Origin of the sequence: Streptomyces albofaciens JCM 4342 (assembly GCF_008634025.1) — a bacterium.
In the GTDB taxonomy this organism is placed as follows: Bacteria; Actinomycetota; Actinomycetes; order Streptomycetales; family Streptomycetaceae; genus Streptomyces; species Streptomyces albofaciens.
This window is the reverse complement of record NZ_PDCM01000002.1, coordinates 3,877,639-3,894,099: the sequence shown is the minus strand read 5'-3', so window position 1 is coordinate 3,894,099 and position 16,461 is coordinate 3,877,639. Positions and strand designations below refer to the sequence as shown.

Annotated in this window: 18 protein-coding genes; 4 read left to right on the top strand and 14 right to left on the bottom strand. The window is 72.2% G+C overall.

Annotation, left to right across the window (positions count from 1 at the left end; genetic code table 11):
- Positions 1 to 29: 29 nt before the first annotated feature.
- A complete protein-coding gene (gene dtd / locus CP973_RS36950; protein WP_150248710.1) occupies positions 30 to 455 on the top strand; it encodes a D-aminoacyl-tRNA deacylase in 426 nt (141 codons plus the stop codon).
- Between the two features lie 67 nt (positions 456 to 522).
- Here the strand turns inward: dtd and ygfZ are convergent, their stop codons facing one another.
- The 6 genes from ygfZ to CP973_RS36920 all read right to left on the bottom strand — a co-directional run bounded on the left by ygfZ (position 523) and on the right by CP973_RS36920 (position 5,894).
- Positions 523 to 1,503 carry a CAF17-like 4Fe-4S cluster assembly/insertion protein YgfZ gene (gene ygfZ, locus CP973_RS36945; protein ID WP_150248707.1) on the bottom strand — a complete coding sequence of 327 codons (981 nt, stop codon included), beginning with the start codon at positions 1,501 to 1,503 and terminating at the stop codon, positions 523 to 525.
- A gap of 53 nt (positions 1,504 to 1,556) precedes the next feature.
- A complete protein-coding gene (locus CP973_RS36940) occupies positions 1,557 to 2,039 on the bottom strand; it encodes a Fur family transcriptional regulator (RefSeq protein WP_150248704.1) in 483 nt (160 codons plus the stop codon).
- 73 nt (positions 2,040 to 2,112) lie between these two features.
- A complete protein-coding gene (locus CP973_RS36935) occupies positions 2,113 to 3,165 on the bottom strand; it encodes an ABC transporter substrate-binding protein (RefSeq protein WP_150248701.1) in 1,053 nt (350 codons plus the stop codon).
- A gap of 32 nt (positions 3,166 to 3,197) precedes the next feature.
- Positions 3,198 to 3,992, bottom strand: a complete 795-nt coding sequence (locus CP973_RS36930; protein ID WP_150248698.1) for an ABC transporter ATP-binding protein — start codon at positions 3,990 to 3,992, stop codon at positions 3,198 to 3,200.
- A 37-nt stretch (positions 3,993 to 4,029) separates the two neighbouring features.
- Positions 4,030 to 5,028: a FecCD family ABC transporter permease gene (locus CP973_RS36925; RefSeq protein ID WP_150250794.1), complete on the bottom strand. Its 999-nt coding sequence runs from the start codon at positions 5,026 to 5,028 to the stop codon at positions 4,030 to 4,032.
- 302 nt (positions 5,029 to 5,330) lie between these two features.
- Positions 5,331 to 5,894, bottom strand: a complete 564-nt coding sequence (locus CP973_RS36920) for a heme-binding beta-barrel domain-containing protein (protein WP_030592261.1) — start codon at positions 5,892 to 5,894, stop codon at positions 5,331 to 5,333.
- A gap of 286 nt (positions 5,895 to 6,180) precedes the next feature.
- Between CP973_RS36920 and CP973_RS36915 the strand changes: the two genes are divergently transcribed.
- Positions 6,181 to 6,546 carry a DsrE family protein gene (locus tag CP973_RS36915; protein WP_150248695.1) on the top strand — a complete coding sequence of 122 codons (366 nt, stop codon included), beginning with the start codon at positions 6,181 to 6,183 and terminating at the stop codon, positions 6,544 to 6,546.
- A gap of 74 nt (positions 6,547 to 6,620) precedes the next feature.
- On the opposite strand, the gene CP973_RS36910 is transcribed toward CP973_RS36915, so the two are convergent.
- From CP973_RS36910 to CP973_RS36880, 7 genes are all read right to left on the bottom strand, one after another.
- Complete coding sequence (locus CP973_RS36910; protein WP_150248692.1) at positions 6,621 to 6,902, bottom strand: DUF3099 domain-containing protein; 282 nt, start codon at positions 6,900 to 6,902, stop codon at positions 6,621 to 6,623.
- Between the two features lie 122 nt (positions 6,903 to 7,024).
- Positions 7,025 to 7,312: a DUF1416 domain-containing protein gene (locus tag CP973_RS36905; protein WP_150248689.1), complete on the bottom strand. Its 288-nt coding sequence runs from the start codon at positions 7,310 to 7,312 to the stop codon at positions 7,025 to 7,027.
- Positions 7,313 to 7,369: 57 nt separating this feature from the next.
- Positions 7,370 to 8,215, bottom strand: a complete 846-nt coding sequence (locus tag CP973_RS36900) for a sulfurtransferase (RefSeq protein ID WP_150248685.1) — start codon at positions 8,213 to 8,215, stop codon at positions 7,370 to 7,372.
- A gap of 130 nt (positions 8,216 to 8,345) precedes the next feature.
- The gene (locus CP973_RS41890) at positions 8,346 to 8,453 is read right to left on the bottom strand and encodes a putative leader peptide (protein ID WP_394298653.1); all 108 of its coding nucleotides are present in this window, start codon (positions 8,451 to 8,453) and stop codon (positions 8,346 to 8,348) included.
- A 259-nt stretch (positions 8,454 to 8,712) separates the two neighbouring features.
- Positions 8,713 to 9,423, bottom strand: a complete 711-nt coding sequence (locus CP973_RS36890) for an LmeA family phospholipid-binding protein (protein ID WP_167538584.1) — start codon at positions 9,421 to 9,423, stop codon at positions 8,713 to 8,715.
- Between the two features lie 184 nt (positions 9,424 to 9,607).
- Complete coding sequence (locus CP973_RS36885; RefSeq protein ID WP_150248682.1) at positions 9,608 to 11,188, bottom strand: hypothetical protein; 1,581 nt, start codon at positions 11,186 to 11,188, stop codon at positions 9,608 to 9,610.
- 8 nt (positions 11,189 to 11,196) lie between these two features.
- Positions 11,197 to 11,442, bottom strand: a complete 246-nt coding sequence (locus tag CP973_RS36880; RefSeq protein WP_003987004.1) for a MoaD/ThiS family protein — start codon at positions 11,440 to 11,442, stop codon at positions 11,197 to 11,199.
- A 215-nt stretch (positions 11,443 to 11,657) separates the two neighbouring features.
- On the opposite strand from CP973_RS36880, the gene CP973_RS36875 reads away from it, so the two are divergent.
- On the top strand, positions 11,658 to 13,391 hold the full coding sequence (locus tag CP973_RS36875; RefSeq protein WP_150248679.1) for an ABC transporter ATP-binding protein: 1,734 nt from the start codon (positions 11,658 to 11,660) through the stop codon (positions 13,389 to 13,391).
- Positions 13,392 to 13,450: 59 nt separating this feature from the next.
- Positions 13,451 to 15,352 (top strand): ABC transporter ATP-binding protein, encoded by a 1,902-nt coding sequence (locus CP973_RS36870; RefSeq protein WP_244410313.1) that lies wholly within the window; start codon positions 13,451 to 13,453, stop codon positions 15,350 to 15,352.
- A gap of 96 nt (positions 15,353 to 15,448) precedes the next feature.
- Here CP973_RS36870 and CP973_RS36865 read toward each other — a convergent pair whose 3' ends face one another.
- Positions 15,449 to 16,318: an alpha/beta hydrolase gene (locus CP973_RS36865; RefSeq protein ID WP_167538583.1), complete on the bottom strand. Its 870-nt coding sequence runs from the start codon at positions 16,316 to 16,318 to the stop codon at positions 15,449 to 15,451.
- Between the last annotated feature and the right edge of the window lie 143 nt (positions 16,319 to 16,461).

Below are 16,461 nucleotides of genomic sequence, written 5' to 3'. Positions count from 1 at the left end.
CCCGCGGGCCCCGGTGCATCATGGGCGGTATGCGAGCAGTGGTGCAGAGGGTCGACGGCGCACGCGTCGAGGTGGACGGCGAGACGGTCGGTGAGATCGTCGGAGAAGGGCTGTGCGTGCTGGTCGGGGTCACGCACGACGACACCCCGGCGAAGGCGGCGCAGCTCGCCCGCAAGCTGTGGTCGGTGCGGATCCTGGACGGCGAGAAGTCCTGCTCGGACACGGGTGCGGGCCTGCTGGTGATCAGCCAGTTCACTCTCTACGGTGACGCCCGCAAGGGCCGTCGGCCCACCTGGAACGCGGCGGCGCCCGGTCCGGTGGCCGAACCGCTCGTGGACGAGGTCGTCACCCGGCTGCGCGCGCTGGGCGCGGAGGTCGCCACGGGCCGCTTCGGCGCGGACATGAAGGTGAGCCTGACGAACGACGGGCCGTTCACGGTGCTGCTGGAGGTGTGAGCGGGCGTCCGCCGGTCCGGCGGACGCCCGTACCGTACCCGGGCCGGTATACGGCCTGCCCGGCCGCCTACGGCTCGACCACGACCTCCTGGGCCGCCGCGGTGCTCTCCGCGAGCAGCGGCGCGTCCACCGGGACGTTGCGCTTGACCAGGGCCAGCGCGATGGGCCCCAGCTCGTGGTGGCGGGCCGAGGTGGTGATGAAGCCGAGCTGGCGGCCTTCGGGGCCGTCGGCGGCGAGGCGTACGGGCGCGCCGTGCGGCGGCAGGTGCACCTCGCTGCCGTCCAGGTGCAGGAAGACCAGGCGGCGCGGCGGCTTCCCCAGGTTGTGGACGCGGGCCACCGTCTCCTGGCCGCGGTAGCAGCCCTTCTGGAGGTGGACGGCGGTGCCGATCCAGCCCAGCTCGTGCGGGATGGTGCGGTGGTCGGTCTCCAGGCCCAGCCGCGGCCGGTGCGCCTCCACGCGCAGCGCCTCCAGGGCCAGGGTGCCGGCGGCCGGTCCGTTGGCCGCCGCGAAGGCCTCCAGTTCGCCGCGCGGCAGGAACAGGTCCCGGCCGTGCGCGGTCTCCCGTACGACGGCGTCCTTCGGGGCCTCGGCGATGGAGCCGGCCGGCAGGTGGACGACCGCGTACTCCTCCGTACGGTCGGCGATCTCGACCCGGTAGAAGAACTTCATGCTCTCCAGGTAGGCGAGCAGCGGCTCCTCGTCACCCGGCTCGGTGTGCAGCCAGGTCGTCTCCCCGTCGTCGACGAGGTACAGGGCGTGCTCGATGTGCCCGTTGGCGGAGAGGATCAGCGCCTCGGTGGCGTGGCCGGGCGGCAGCTCGGTGACGTGCTGGGTCAGCAGCAGGTGCAGCCAGCTCAGCCGCTCGGGCCCGCTGACGGTGACCACGCCGCGGTGCGAGAGGTCCACGAAGCCACGGCCGTCCGCGAGGGCGCGTTGCTCGCGGAACAGATCGCCGTAGTGGGCGGCGACACCTTCGTCGGGGGCCTCGGCCGGGACGGCACCGGGCAGCGACAGCAGCGGACTGGCTTCACGTTGACGCGGCATACCCCCAGCCTACGACCGGTGCGCCGGTGCCCGGCCCCGGGCGGTGCGTCCGGCTACGCCCCGGCCCCGGAGGCGCCGCCCCCGGCCTCCGGTCCGTCGTCCGCCGCCCCGGCCGCGCTCTTGTCCGTACACGCCGCACAGCACCCGAAGATCGCGAAGTGCTTCAGGTCCGTATCGAAGCCGAACGTCTCCTTGAGCGTCGCCGTGAACGGCTCGGCCACCGACAGGTCGGCCTCGATCACCTCCGTGCAGTCCCGGCACACCAGGTGGATGTGGTGGTGCCGGTCGGCGAGGTGGTAGGTGGGCGCGCCGTGCCCGAGGTGGGCGTGGCTGACCAGCTTCAGCTCCTCCAGCAGCTCCAGCGTCCGGTAGACGGTGGAGATGTTCACGCCGCCCGCCGTCCTGCGCACCTCGGTGAGGATGTCGTCGGGGGTGGCGTGTTCGAGCTTGTCCACCGCCTCCAGCACGAGCTGGCGCTGCGGGGTCAGCCGGTATCCGCGCTTGCGGAGGTCGCTCTGCCAGTCGGTGCTCACCACGCGTCCAGTGTAGGAGGGTGCGCGGCGGCCGCGTTCGTCCAGTGGCCGTGTCCGGCCGGCGGGCGGTCCGGTGTCAGTGCTCGCGTACGCCCCGCAGGTAGCCGGAGAGCGCCGTGACGGCCGCGGGGTTGCGCGGGCTCTCGACCAGGTCGGCGTAGTCCATGACGAAGATGCGGTCGTTCTTGACCGCCGAGACGTTCTTCAGGGGCGCGTACGACTTCAGGAACGCCTTCTTCTGTTCGGCGGTGGGCGTGCCGTAGTCGTTGATGACGATCACGTCGGGATCGCGCTCGACCACCGTCTCCCAGCCCACCGTGGTCCAGGAGTCCTTCAGGTCCTTCATCACGTGGTCGCCGCCGGCCTTGGTGATGATGTCGTGCGGCCCGGCGAAGCGGCCGGAGGTCATCGGCTTGTCCTGGCCGCCGTCGTACAGGAAGACGGTCGGCCGCGCACCGTCCTCCGGCGCCCCGGCCTGCGCGTCGGCGACCTGCTTGCGGTACTTCGCGATCAGCGCCTCCGCCCGGTCCTCGACGTCGAAGATCTTCCCCAGCGTCCGCAGGTCGGTGTAGAGCGCGTCCAGCGGCGGCATCACACCGCGCGCGGTGCCCTGGTCCCCGTCGGCCCCGTTGCGGCACGACTCGGTCAGGACGTAGCTGCCGATGCCGAGCTTCTTCAGGGAGGCGGGGGTGACGCCGCTGTCCTCGCCGAAGCCGTAGTTCCAGCCGGCGAAGACCAGGTCGGCCTTGGCGTCCAGGGCCAGTTCCTTGGTGATCGCCTTCTTGGACAGCCACGGCACCTTGCCGTACGCGTCCTTCCAGGCGACGGCGTCGAGCTTCCCCCGGTACTCCGGCATCACATACCCGGCCATGTGGTCCTCCAGCCCGAGCGCGAACATGATGTCCGCGATCCCGACGTCGTTGGTGACCACCCGCCGCGGCGCCTTGTCGTACGTCGTCTTCGTGCCGCAGTTCTCGATGGTGACGGGGTAGTGCCCGGACCCGGACGCCGTCGCGGAGTCCCCCTTCCCGGCCCCCTTCCCGTCCTCGGCGACGTGCGCGCCGCAGCCGGTGAGCGCGGCGAGCGCGAGGGCGGTGAGCAGGGCGGCGGAGCGGTGGCGGATGCGCATGGGGGTCCTCGGGGCGGTTTCGGCGGCGGTCTTCACGGGGCGGCCGACGGTTCGGTACGGCCGGGCAGGCGGTCGAACAGCAGCTGGACGGCGCCGGTCTCGGGATGCGGTACGCGGTGCGCGCGCACCCCGAACACCTCGGCGAGCAGGTCCGGGGCCAGTACGTCGTGCGGCGCGCCGGAGGCGACGATCCGGCCGTGGGAGACGACGTACAGCTCGTCGCAGTGCCCGGCGGCCAGATTGAGGTCGTGCAGCGCGGTCAGCACCGTCAGCCCGCTGTCCCGCACCAGGGCCAGCAGCTCCAACTGCTGCGCGATGTCGAGGTGGTTGGTCGGCTCGTCCAGTACCAGCACCCGCGGCTCCTGGGCCAGCGCGCGGGCGATCAGGACGCGCTGCTTCTCGCCGCCGGACAGGCTCAGGAAGGCGCGCTCGGCCAGGTGCGCGGCGCCGGTACGGTCCAGCGCGCGCTCGCACACCCGCAGGTCCGCGGCGCTGGGGCGGCCCGAACCGCGCTGGTGCGGCAGCCGCCCCATGGCGACCACCTCGGCGGCCGTGAAGCCGAACTCGGTCGCCGACTCCTGGGGCAGCGCGGCCAGTTGGCGGGCGCTCTCGCGTACGCCCATGGCGTGCAGGTCGGTGCCGTCCAGCCGTACCGCCCCGGCGGCGGGGCGCAGCGCGCGGTACGCGCAGCGCAGCAGTGTCGACTTGCCGCTGCCGTTGGGCCCGACCAGTCCGACGACCCGGCCGCTGCCGGCGCGCAGGGTGATGTCGTGCACGAGCCGGGCCCCGGCCACGTCCACGGACACCGCGTCGATATCGAGCCGCATCAGCCCTCGCCTCCGTACGACGTGCCGTGTCCCCGCATCACGCCCCACCCCCGAACGCGTAACCGCGCCGCCGCAGCAGCAGCACGAAGCACGGCACCCCGATGACGGCCGTGATCACCCCGACCGGCAGCTCGACGGGCGCCAGCAGCACCCGGGACAGGATGTCCACCCACACCAGCAGCACCGCGCCCAGCAGCGGCGCCACCACCAGCACCCGGCGGTGCCCGGCGCCCACCAGCATCCGCGTCACGTGCGGCACCACCAGCCCGACGAACCCGATGGCCCCGCTGACCGCGACCACCGCGCCGGTGACGGCCGCCGTGACCGCGAACAGCTGCCGACGCAGCCGGCCCGGGTCCACGCCGAGCGCGGCGGCCGACTCGTCGCCCATGGCGAGCGCGTTCAGGCGGCCCGCGGAGAGCGACAGGTACAGCAGCGCGCCGGCCACCGCCGCCGCGGCGACCGGCACCGAGCCCCAGCCCGCGCCGCTGAGGCTGCCGAGCAGCCACATCATCGCGGAGCGCGCCGCCTCGCCGTGGTCATGGGCGAAGATCATCAGCGTGGAGACGGCGGAGAAGCCGTAGTACATCGCGGAGCCGGTCAGGACCAGGCGCAGCGGAGTCAGGCCGTGCGCGCCGCGGGCCGCCGCGTACACCAGCACCATGGCCAGCAGGGCCGAGCCGAACGCGGCGGTGGACAGTGCCCAGACGCCGAGCGCGCCGAGCGACCCGAAGAGCAGGACGGCGTTGGCGCCGACCGCCGCGCCGGAGGAGATGCCCAGCACGAACGGGTCGGCGAGCGCGTTGCGGACCAGGGCCTGCACGGCGACGCCGATGGCCGAGAGCCCGGCGCCGACCACGGCGGCCAGCACGGCGCGCGGGAAGCGCAGCTCCCACACGATGGTGTACGCGGAGACCTCGTCCGGGGCGATGGTGCCGCCGCCCAGCCCCGCGCTGAGATAGCGCAGCACATCGGCCCAGCCGACGCCGGAGGCGCCGAGGCCGACGCCGCACAGCAGCGAGACGAGCAGCGCCATGGCGAGCCCGGCGGCCAGCGGCGCGGTGGGTACGGCGGTGGTGCGGGCGGCGGGGGCGGCCAAGGGGACGTACGCCTTCGGCTCGGGCCGCGTCCGTACGCTCGGGGTGACGGCGCGTGGCACGAGGCCGGCGGCGGAGTCCCCTCGCAGTCCACGGCGAGTTGTCAGGAACGGGCGCCCCCGCGGGCGATCGGGCTCGCGGAAGCAGGCTTCCGCTTACCGTTGCGGGTCAGCGCCGGACTCTCACCGGACTTCCCCCGCGGGGCGCCGTGTGCCGTGGGTCCGTGCGGACCCACGGGGGTCTACTTGAAGAACGCGATGCCGTCGTCCGGCAGGTCCTTGATGTCCTTGGCCCACTCGCGCGGGTCGACGACCTTCTTCAGGTGCGCGGACATGTACGGGCGCAGCGGCACCTCGGGGGTGGCCTTCTCGCCGACCCACATCAGGTCGCTGTTCACGTAGCCGTACAGGCGCTTGCCACCGCTGTACGGGCCGGAGGCGGCGGTGCGCGCGACGGCGTCGGTGGCCAGGTCGATCTGCGGCTTCTGGTCGGCCAGCTCGCCGTACCAGACCTCCGCGACACCACCGTCGCGGATCATCACGATCTCGACCTTGCGGTCCTTGTCGATGCGCCAGTAGCCGGACTCGGTCTCCAGCGGAGCGACCTTCTTGCCTTCGCCGTCGAGCACCCAGCTGTGCGAGGTGTACTCCAGGAAGTCACGGCCGTCGTGGGTGAAGGTGACCTCCTGGCCGAAGTTGCACTTCTCGGAACCGGGGAAGTCGGCGACGCCCGCGCCCTCCCAGTTGCCCAGCAGGAAGGCGAGGGGCACGAGGGCCGGGTTCAGGTCGGACGGGATCTCGATCATCAGCTCAGGCGATCTGTTTCGGGGAAAGGTCGGGTCTCAGTGGTTCAGCGCTGGCCCTGGTACAGCTTCTTCCAGGTCAGTCCGGCGAAGGCGACGACGCCGACGGCGACCAGGACGAGCAGGGTGGTGAAGACTGCCTCAAGCACGAGCGCGCTCCTCGGACGTCAGTGAGGTGTTACGGACCGGGAGCGAGTCTAGTCGGCGCGGTCGGACCCGGCGCTGTGAGGTCGGTCCCGCCCGGCGCGCGGGCCGCCGGGAACGCGCGGGCGCGCCCTAGAGTGCGGGTATGGCGAAGAAGCTGGTGATCAAGGTGACGGCGGGGGCGGACGCGCCCGAGCGGTGTTCGCAGGCGTTCACGGTGGCGGCGGTGGCCGTGGCCAGCGGGGTGCAGGTCTCGCTCTGGCTGACCGGCGAGTCGGCGTGGTTCGGGCTGCCGGGGCGCGCGGCGGAGTTCGAGCTGCCGCACGCGGCCCCGCTGCCGGACCTGATCGACTCGATCACGGCGGGCGGCGGCACCATCACCGTGTGCACGCAGTGCGCGGCACGCCGGGACATCGAGGAGAAGGACCTGATCGAGGGCGCCCGGATCGCCGGGGCGCAGGTGTTCGTCAGCGAGGTCATGCCGGACGGCGTGCAGGCGCTGGTGTACTGAGGCGGCGCGCCCGTACGGCCGGGCCCGGGACGTACGCGTACGGCCGGGCCCGGAAGCGTGCCCGCGCCCGCGGCTCAGCGGCGGCCGGGCCCGTGGTCGTCCAGCTCGCGCCACCACCGGTCCGATTCCGGGTCGCCCGACTCGTCCCACCAGCGCTCACCCGGCTCCCGCCGGTTGCCGATGATCGCCGCGAACGGCGGGATGACCATGGCGACCACGCACATCGCCACGGCCGCCGGGACGGACCACAGCCGCACCACGCCCCACGCCAGCACGAACAGGGCGACACACACGCCCATCAGGGCGAAGTACCGGCGGTGCCGGCGCTGCGCGGGCGGACGCTGGTGCGCGGACATGCTTCCACGGTAGGTCCGGCGCGGGTGCCTGGGAAGCGCGGAGGGCCGCACCCCCAGCCATGGCGTCCAAACCCCTGGGGTGCGGCCCTCCGGCCGTACGCGCGTACGGCTGCGTACCGTCGTCAGACGGCGATGGCGACCTCCGCGAGACCGCCCTTGCGGGCGACCACGGTGCGGTCGGCGGTCCCGCCCGGGACCAGCGCGCGCAGCGTCCAGGTGCCCTCGGCCGCGTAGAAGCGGAACTGCCCGGTGGCCGAGGTGGGGACCTCGGCGGTGAACTCGCCGGTGCTGTCCAGCAGGCGCACGTAACCGGTGACGGGCTGGCCGTCGCGGGTCACGCTGCCCTGGATGGTGGTCTCACCCGGCTTGATCGTCGAAGCGTCCGGGCCGCCGGCCTGTGCTCCACACATGTCGGTACTTCCTTGGAGGGTTGAGGGGTACGGGGAGGCGGTACTGCGGCGGTGCGCCTACTTCGCGGCGCCGAGCTCGATCGGCACGCCGACCAGCGAGCCGTACTCGGTCCACGAACCGTCGTAGTTCTTGACGTTCGACTGGCCGAGCAGCTCGTGCAGGACGAACCAGGTGAGCGCGGAGCGCTCGCCGATGCGGCAGTAGGCGATGGTGTCCTTGGACAGGTCCACGTTCTCGGCCTCGTAGAGGGCCTTGAGCTCGTCGTCCGACTTGAAGGTGCCGTCGTCGTTGGCGTTCTTCGACCACGGGATGTTGCGGGCGCTGGGCACGTGGCCGGGGCGCTGCGACTGCTCCTGCGGCAGGTGCGCGGGGGCGAGCAGCTTGCCGCTGAACTCGTCGGGGGAGCGCACGTCGACCAGGTTGAGGTTGTCGATCGCGGCGACGACGTCGTCCCGGAAGGCGCGGATGGAGGTGTCCTGGGCCTTCGCCTTGTAGTCGGTCTTCGGGCGGTTCGGCACCTGCGCGCCGTCGACCAGGTCGCGGGAGTCCAGCTCCCACTTCTTGCGGCCGCCGTCGAGCAGCTTGACGCTCTCGTGGCCGTACAGCTTGAAGTACCAGTACGCGTACGAGGCGAACCAGTTGTTGTTGCCGCCGTAGAGGACGACGGTGTCGTCGTTGGCGATGCCCTTCTCGGAGAGCAGCTTCTCGAAGCCCGCCTGGTCGACGAAGTCGCGGCGCACCGGGTCCTGGAGGTCCTGCTTCCAGTCGATGCGGACGGCGTTCTTGATGTGGTTCTTGTCGTAGGCCGAGGTGTCCTCGTCGACCTCGACGATGACCACCTTCGGATCGTCGATGTGGGCCTCGACCCAGTCGGCGTCCACCAGGACGTCGCTACGGCTCATGTTGTTCTCCTCCGGGGCAGTTGCGGGGCACGCGTACGCCGATGCGCGCGGCGGCGGGGATCGCGGCGCTGCGTGGAAGTGGCAGGGTGGCCTCAGCGGGCCGGGCGTGTACGGGGGGAGAGGCCGCCCGTCAGGCAGTGCGACAGAGCATGGCGGCGACGCGGCACAGGTCGACTGCCCGCCGCTTCGTGAGATTCGCCTGTCCCCGGTGACGGGGACCGCTCAGAGAGCTCTGCATGCGACCGATCGTAGGGAGGGTCGGCTCGGCGTGTCACCGGTGTGTCGGATGCTGAGACGCTGTCGTCCGTATGGCGGTACGCGGAGTGGTGGGCGGAGGGGTGCGGGGCACCCCGGTGCGGCTCGCCCGACGGTGGGGGTCTGGCTTACGGGACGGTGTGTCTCAATGGCCGGACGGATGGGTGATTCGCGGCGTTCCGTGCCGTTACCGGCCCGGCCGGGGGTGGGGGGAGCCCCGGCCGGGGGCACGGCACCGGCGCTCAGCCCTGGATCTTGACGTTCGTGCCGCTGGCCGAGATCGAGATGCCGTCCCGCGTCGAGACGACCTTGTCCAGCTTCAGGCCGCCGGGCAGCCGGTTCAGCTTCCACTCGTGGTCGGTCTGCGCGCGGACCTGGTCGCGGCAGGCGGACAGCTGCGAGCACAGGGCCGGCAGCGAGTCGGCGCGCAGCCGTACGGTGTCGCCGTTCACGACGCTGACCGTGCCGGTGACCTCCAGCGAGTTCAGCATCGGCAGGTTCGGCAGGTTCGGCGAGATCTTCACCTGGCTCTTGCCGTTCTTCTCGCCGCCGTAGCTCACCTTGACGTTCTTGCCGGACGCGGTGGTCAGGTCCGCGTACGAGATGCGGGCCTCGCCGGACGCGCTCGCGGCGCTCTCGATCGAGGTGTAATCGCTGGTCAGCTTGACGTCGTGGAACTTCGCCGAGAGCTGCTGGATGCGCAGCGTGTGCCCCTCGGCGGTGGCGTTCAGCCCGTCGATGGTGGCGTCCACCTCGTCCAGGCTGCGGTTCGCGACCTGCGTCAGGAACGGGAAGCCGGTGATCGAGACCTCCGGCGTACGGTCCAGCCCCTGGCTGCCGCGGATCTTGTCCGCGGCCTTGTCCTCGGCGATGTTCACGGCCACGCGGTCGGCGGCCACGAACAGGCCGCCGAGTATCACGACGATCACCAACAGCACTCGTAGTGCGCGCATCGAACCACTACCCCCAGGCGTGGGGCCGATTTCGGCCCGGTTGTGTACCGGGTCAGACCCCCGGTCTGTCCCGTGAGCCTAACCGGCCGGTGGGGGCAGGCGGATTTCCGCGGTCCGGGGCACCGGTCCCGGCAACGGAAAGGCGGGCCCGGCGCAACACCGGACCCGCCTGTGAACCGAGGTGTCAGGCCAGCGCCCGCCCCAGGACGTACACCGCCGGCGCCGCCAGGGTCAGCGGCAGGGCCACGCCCGCGGTGAGGTGGACGAAGCGGGACGGGTAGTCGTAGCTGGCCACGCGGAGACCGATCAGGGCGCAGCCGCCGGCGACCAGGCCGAGCAGGGCGCCGGCCGCGCCCAGGCCGGTGAGCTGGCCGGCCGCGATGCCCGCGCCCGCGCCGCCGAGCAGCGCGACGGCGAGCGACGGGACCGGGGGCAGCGGCAGCGCGCGGGCGAGGGTGGCCACGGCCACCGCGACGCAGCCCACCGTCACCGCGTTCGCCGCGGCGGCCAGCTGCCCGGCGGCCAGCACCGTCAGCGCGGTCGAGGTGAGGCCCGCGGTCAGCGCGTACATCCGCTCGTCGGCGCTGCTGCGGTTGCGCAGCTGGAGGATCAGCACGAACAGGCACCAGACGCCGAGTGTGCCGATGGCGACCACGGGCGCCTGCTCGCGCTCCGTGGCCAGCAGCGCGATGTCGGTGGTCACGCCCGCCAGGAAGGCGAGCGCGATGCCCTGCCGGGCCGGCCACATGCCGTTGAGCCGGAACCAGCCGGCCGCGGTGACGGCCTGGAGGAGCACCACCGGCACCATCAGGGCCACCCGGGGCAGCGGCGCGGCGAGCGCCAGGAGCACGGCCAGCGCGGCGGTGACGGCCGCGGGCCGCAGACCGGGCGGAATGATCGGGGACCGGCCCTCGGCGCGGGCCCGCTGGTTGGGCGCGAGCCGCGAGAGGTCGGGCGCGGGCCCGTCCGACGGCCGCTCGGGCTCCGCCGCGCCCCGGTGCCGCGGCTGTGCGCCGGTCTGCGGCGGGGTCTGGGTCTGCGGCTGCGGGCTCCGCACGGCGGTCGGCGCGGGGCTCTGCTTCGGGAGGTACGAGGTCTCGGCGGCCGACGGGTCGGGGCCCGCGTCCGGTCCGCCGAGGACGGGCAGCTGCGCGCTGGTGTCCCAGGTCGGCGCCGTCCAGATCTGGGTCTGCGGGTCCTCGTGGCCGCCGCCCGTGGTGGAGGCCTGCTGTCCGTACGCAGCGCCCTGCGCCGGGCCCTGGCCGTAACCCGCCCGGCCGTCGTGGCCGGTGGCGTACTGGCCGGACTGCCCGCTGTGGCCCGGCTGTCCGTACTGGCCGGTCTGCTGCTGTTGCCCGGCCGCCGCGGGCCAGGCCGTCTGCTGCGGCTGCCCGTACGCGTCGTAAGCCTGCTGCGGGGGATGCTGCTGGTGCTGCTGGTGTCCGTACGGCGGGGTTCCGTATGCCTGCCGGCCGTACGTCTGCTGCGGCTGCTGGGGCTGCTGCCCGTACGACTGCTGGGGCTGCTGCCCGTAGGCCTGCTGCCCGTACGGCTGCTGCGGCGCCTGGCCGTACGGGCCGTCGTGACCGCCGTACGACTGCGGTGCCTGCTGCCCGTACGCACCGCCGTTCTCGTACGTCCCGGGCGTGCCGTACGGAGCCTGCGGGTCGGGCGCGGGCTGCTGCGGCCGCCGGTCCTGCTGCTGGTCCTGCGGCTCGTACGGGCCGTAGGGCCCGTACGGGTTCGGCGACTGGTTCTCGCTCATGCTCTCGCTCATCCTCCCGCGAACGGCGGCAGGACCTCGACGGTGCCGCCCTCGGCCAGCCGGACGGCCGCGTGATCGCGGCTGCCGACCGGGTCCCCGTCCACCAGGAACGAACAGCGCAGCAGGACGCGGGCGAACTCCGGGTTCGCGGCGTGCCGCTCGCGCGCCGCGGCCAGCGCCTCGGCGAGCGTCGCCGCCGCGTACGGCTCCTCGGCGGTGCCGGCGGCGGCCTTCGCCGCGGCCCAGTAGCGCACGGTGCCAGTTGTTGTCACGGCGGCCTCTTCGTCGTCGTTCGTCGTCACGTCGTTGCGTCGTTCAGGGTGCCTCCATGATGGCGTACGCGGCGACGGGACCCGTTCCGGTTGGCCACGGCGGGTGTCCGGACAAGTTCTGGTAAAGCCTGCCGGCCCGTTCGGGTGGCGCCGGAAAATCCGATTGCCGGTGGTCATCGCTCGCTTAGGCTCGAATGGTGTTGGTCCGATTGGCGCGGGCGCATCTGCGACCCCATATGCGCCCCATATCCCTGATCGTGCTGCTCCAGCTCATCCAGACGCTGGCCACCCTCTACCTGCCCACCCTGAACGCCGACATCATCGACGACGGCGTCATCAAGGGCGACATGGGCTACATCCTCGGTCTCGGCGGCGTCATGATCGGTGTGACGCTGCTCCAGATCTGCTGCTCCATCGGCGCGGTGTACTTCGGCGCCCGTACGGCCATGGCGCTGGGCCGGGACATCCGGGCCGCGGTCTTCGACCGGGTGCAGTCCTTCTCCGCCCGTGAGGTGGGCCGGTTCGGCGCGCCGTCCCTGATCACCCGTACCACCAACGACGTACAGCAGGTCCAGATGCTGGTCCTGATGACGTTCACGATGATGGTCGCGGCGCCCATCATGTGCGTCGGCGGTGTGGTGATGGCGCTCAACCAGGACGTGCCGCTGTCCGGCCTCATCCTGGTCATCGTGCCGGTGCTGGCGGTCCTGGTGTCGCTGATCGTGCGCCGGATGCGCCCGCTGTTCCGCGGTGTCCAGGAGCGCATCGACACCGTCAACCGGGTGCTGCGCGAGCAGATCACCGGCATACGGGTCATCCGGGCGTTCGTGCGCGACGGCTACGAGCGCGAGCGCTTCAAGGGCGCCAACCACGACCTGTACGACGTCTCGCTGCGCGCCGGCCGGCTGATGTCGCTGATGTTCCCGCTGGTCATGCTGATCGTGAACGTCTCCAGCGTGGCCGTGGTCTGGTTCGGCGGGCACCGCATCGACAGCGGCGGCATGCAGATCGGCGCGCTGACCGCCTTCCTCAGCTATCTGATGTACATCTTCATGTCGATCATGATGGCGACGTTCATGGTGATGATGCTGCCGCGCGCCGAGGTCTGCGCCGAGCGCATCCAGGAGGTGCTGGCCACCGACACCAGCGTCAGTCCGCCGAAGGCCCCGGTCACCGAGCTGCGGCGGCACGGCGAACTGGAACTGCGCGGCGTGGAGTTCCGCTTCCCGGGCGCCGAGGAGCCGGTCCTCAAGGACGTCTCGCTGCTCGCCCGCCCGGGTGAGACCACCGCCGTCATCGGCTCCACCGGCAGCGGCAAGTCCACCCTGCTGGGACTGGTGCCCCGGCTGTTCGACGCGACGGGCGGCCAGGTGCTGGTGGACGGCGTGGACGTGCGCACCCTCGCGCCCGAGACGCTGGCCTCCGTCATCGGCCTCGTCCCCCAGAAGCCGTACCTCTTCTCCGGGACCGTCGCCACGAACCTGCGCTACGGCAACCCGGACGCCACCGACGAGGAGCTGTGGCACGCGCTGGAGACCGCGCAGGCCCGCGACTTCGTCGAGCGGATGGAAGGCGGCCTGGACGCGCCGATAGCCCAGGGCGGCGGCAACGTCTCCGGCGGGCAGCGGCAGCGCCTGGCCATAGCGCGGGCGCTGGTGCGCAAGCCGGAGATCTACCTGTTCGACGACTCCTTCTCGGCCCTGGACTACGCGACCGACGCCGCGCTGCGGGCCGCGCTGGCCCGCGAGACGGACCGCGCCACCGTCGTGATCGTCGCCCAGCGGGTGTCCACGATCCGCGGCGCCGACCGCATCGTCGTCCTGGACGAGGGCCGGGTGGTCGGCACCGGCACGCACACCGCGCTGATGGCGGACAACGAGACGTACCGGGAGATCGTCCTCTCCCAGCTCACCGAGCAGGAGGCCGCGTGACCAGCCAGGAGGCGCCACAGCGGCGCGGGCCCGCGCCGGCCGCCGGACCCGCGCGCATGATGGGCGGCCAGCCCACCGAGAAGGTCATGGACTTCCGCGGCTCCGGCCTGCGGCTGCTGCGGCAGATGCGGCCCGAGCGCGCCGTCATGTGGGTGGCGGTGGTGCTGGGCCTGCTGGGCGTCGCGCTGTCCGTACTGGGCCCCAAGGTCCTCGGCCACGCCACCGACCTGATCGTGGCGGGCATCGTCGGGCGGCAGCTGCCGGCCGGCATCACCAAGGACCAGGCCGTCGCCCACCTGCGCGACCAGGGCGACGACGGGCTGGCCGACATGCTCGGCACGATGCCGGTCGTGCCCGGCCAGGGCATCGACTTCGGCGCCGTCGGCACCGTCCTGATGTGGGTCTTCCTGATCTACGTGGGCGCCTCGGCCTTCGGCTTCGTGCAGGCCCGGATCGCCACCTTCGTCGTCCAGCGCACCGTCTTCCGGCTGCGCGAGCAGGTCGAGGAGAAGCTGGCGCGGCTGCCGCTGCGCTACTTCGACAAGCAGCCGCGCGGCGAGGTGCTCTCCCGCGCCACCAACGACATCGACAACATCCAGCAGACGCTCCAGCAGACCCTCAGCCAGATCCTCACCTCGCTGCTGACCATCGTCGGCGTGCTGGCGATGATGTTCTGGATCTCGCCGCTGCTGGCCCTGGTCGCGCTGGTCACCGTGCCGGTCTCGGTCGTCGTCGCCACCAAGGTCGGCAAGCGGGCGCAGCCCCAGTTCGTCCAGCAGTGGAAGACCACCGGCAAGCTCAACGCGCACATCGAGGAGATGTACACCGGCCACTCCCTGGTCAAGGTCTTCGGCCGCCAGAAGGAGTCCGCCGCGCTGTTCCGCGAGCAGAACGACGCGCTGTACGAGGCGGGGTTCAAGGCCCAGTTCATCTCCGGGATCATCCAGCCCGCGATGATGTTCATCGGGAACCTGAACTACGTCCTGGTGGCGGTGGTCGGCGGCCTGCGCGTCGCCTCCGGCGCGCTGTCCATCGGGGACGTCCAGGCGTTCATCCAGTACTCCCGGCAGTTCAGCCAGCCGCTCACCCAGGTCGCCTCGATGGCCAACCTGGTGCAGTCCGGCGTCGCCTCGGCGGAGCGGGTCTTCGAGCTGCTGGACGCCGCCGAGCAGGAGCCGGACGCGGCCGCGCCCGAGCGCCCCGAGCACCTCAGCGGCCATGTCGTCTTCGAGGACGTCTCCTTCCGCTACGAGGACGACAAGCCGCTGATCGACGACCTGTCGCTGGCCGTCCACCCGGGCCAGACCGTCGCGATCGTCGGCCCGACCGGCGCGGGCAAGACCACGCTGGTCAACCTGCTGATGCGGTTCTACGAGGTGCGCGGCGGCCGGATCACCCTGGACGGCGTGGACATCCAGGCGATGAGCCGCGAGGAGCTGCGCTCCAACATCGGCATGGTCCTCCAGGACACCTGGCTCTTCGGCGGCACCATCGCCGAGAACATCGCCTACGGCGCGCCCGAGGGAACCTCGATGGACAAGATCATCGAGGCGGCGAAGGCCACCCACGTGGACCGCTTCGTCCGCACCCTCCCGGACGGCTACGACACCGTCATCGACGACGAGGGCGCCAATGTCTCGGTGGGCGAGAAGCAGCTGATCACCATCGCCCGCGCCTTCCTCGCCGAGCCGGCGATCCTGGTCCTGGACGAGGCCACCAGCTCGGTCGACACCCGTACCGAGGTCCTCATCCAGCACGCCATGGCGCAGCTGCGCACCGGCCGCACCAGCTTCGTGATCGCGCACCGGCTCTCCACGATCCGCGACGCGGACCTGATCCTGGTCATGGAGTCCGGCGCGATCGTGGAGCAGGGCACCCACGACGAGCTGCTGGCGGCGGACGGGGCCTATGCGCGGCTGTACGCGGCGCAGTTCGCGGAGCCGGTGGCAGAGGCGGGATAACCGGGGGCCGGGCACCGGAGGCCGAATCATCGGCGGCCGGTCACCGGCAGCGACCCGACGGCGGCCCGTACCACCCGGTACGGGCCGCCGTCGCGTTCATCCTGACCGCTCCGCCGTCCGCTCCGCGGCCCGCGCCGCCGTCCACGCCGCGATGCGGCCGAGCAGTTCCTCGGGCGCCGCGTTCTCCGCGTGGCCGAAGCCGCGCACCAGCCACAGCTCCGCGGTGTCCGGGTCGGCGGCAGCGGCGAGCATCCTCGGATGGTCCAGCGGGAAGTACGGGTCCCGGTCGCCGTGCACGATCAGCAGGGGGGTGGGGGCGATGCGCGGGACGGCGGCGACGGGGGAGAGCGGTACGGGGTCCCAGTCCTCCGGGTGGACGCGGGTCCGCAGCCCCAGGCGCGACACCAGGCGTCCGGTGGGCCGGGTCACCACCCAGTGCAGCCTGCGCATCGACGCCGTACCCCGGTAGAACCACCGCGCGGGAGCACTCACCGACACCACCATGTCGGTCCGCGCATCTGTGCGCCCCCCGCGCGCCCCTCCGAACAGCGCGGCGTGCCGCAGGACGACCGAGCCGCCCATGGAGAACCCCACGGTCGCGACCCGGCGGTGGCCCAGGGCCCGCGCCCAGCCGACCGCCGCGGCCAGGTCCAGCACCTCGCGGTCGCCGACCGTGGACCGCCCGCCGGACCGCCCGTGCCCCCGGAAGGAAAACGTGATCACGGCCGCATCCTGGGCGAAGACCTCGGCCGCGCGGCGCAGCGCGGGCCGCTCCAGCGCCCCGGTGAAACCGTGCGCGAGGACCACGGCGAGGCCGTCCGCGGGGGCGCCCGCGGGGGCGCGCGGAGGCGTGTAGACGGCCTCGATCCGGACCCCGTCCTCCGTCAACAACGACGTGCGCCGGCCACTCGAAGTGATCGACGGAACACAAGATCGCGCAAAATCGGCCTCGGGTCCGGAAGTCATGTGGGCTATTCTGCTGGGCAAGAAGGATCCGGGCAGCGTTGCCCCCGGGTCCTTTTGTGCTTTGAAACGCGTTCACGCGCCGATGAGCACCGGCGCTCCGAGGGCCCTTCGGGTGGCAGCGGAGCCCGCCCGTAGGAAGCAGT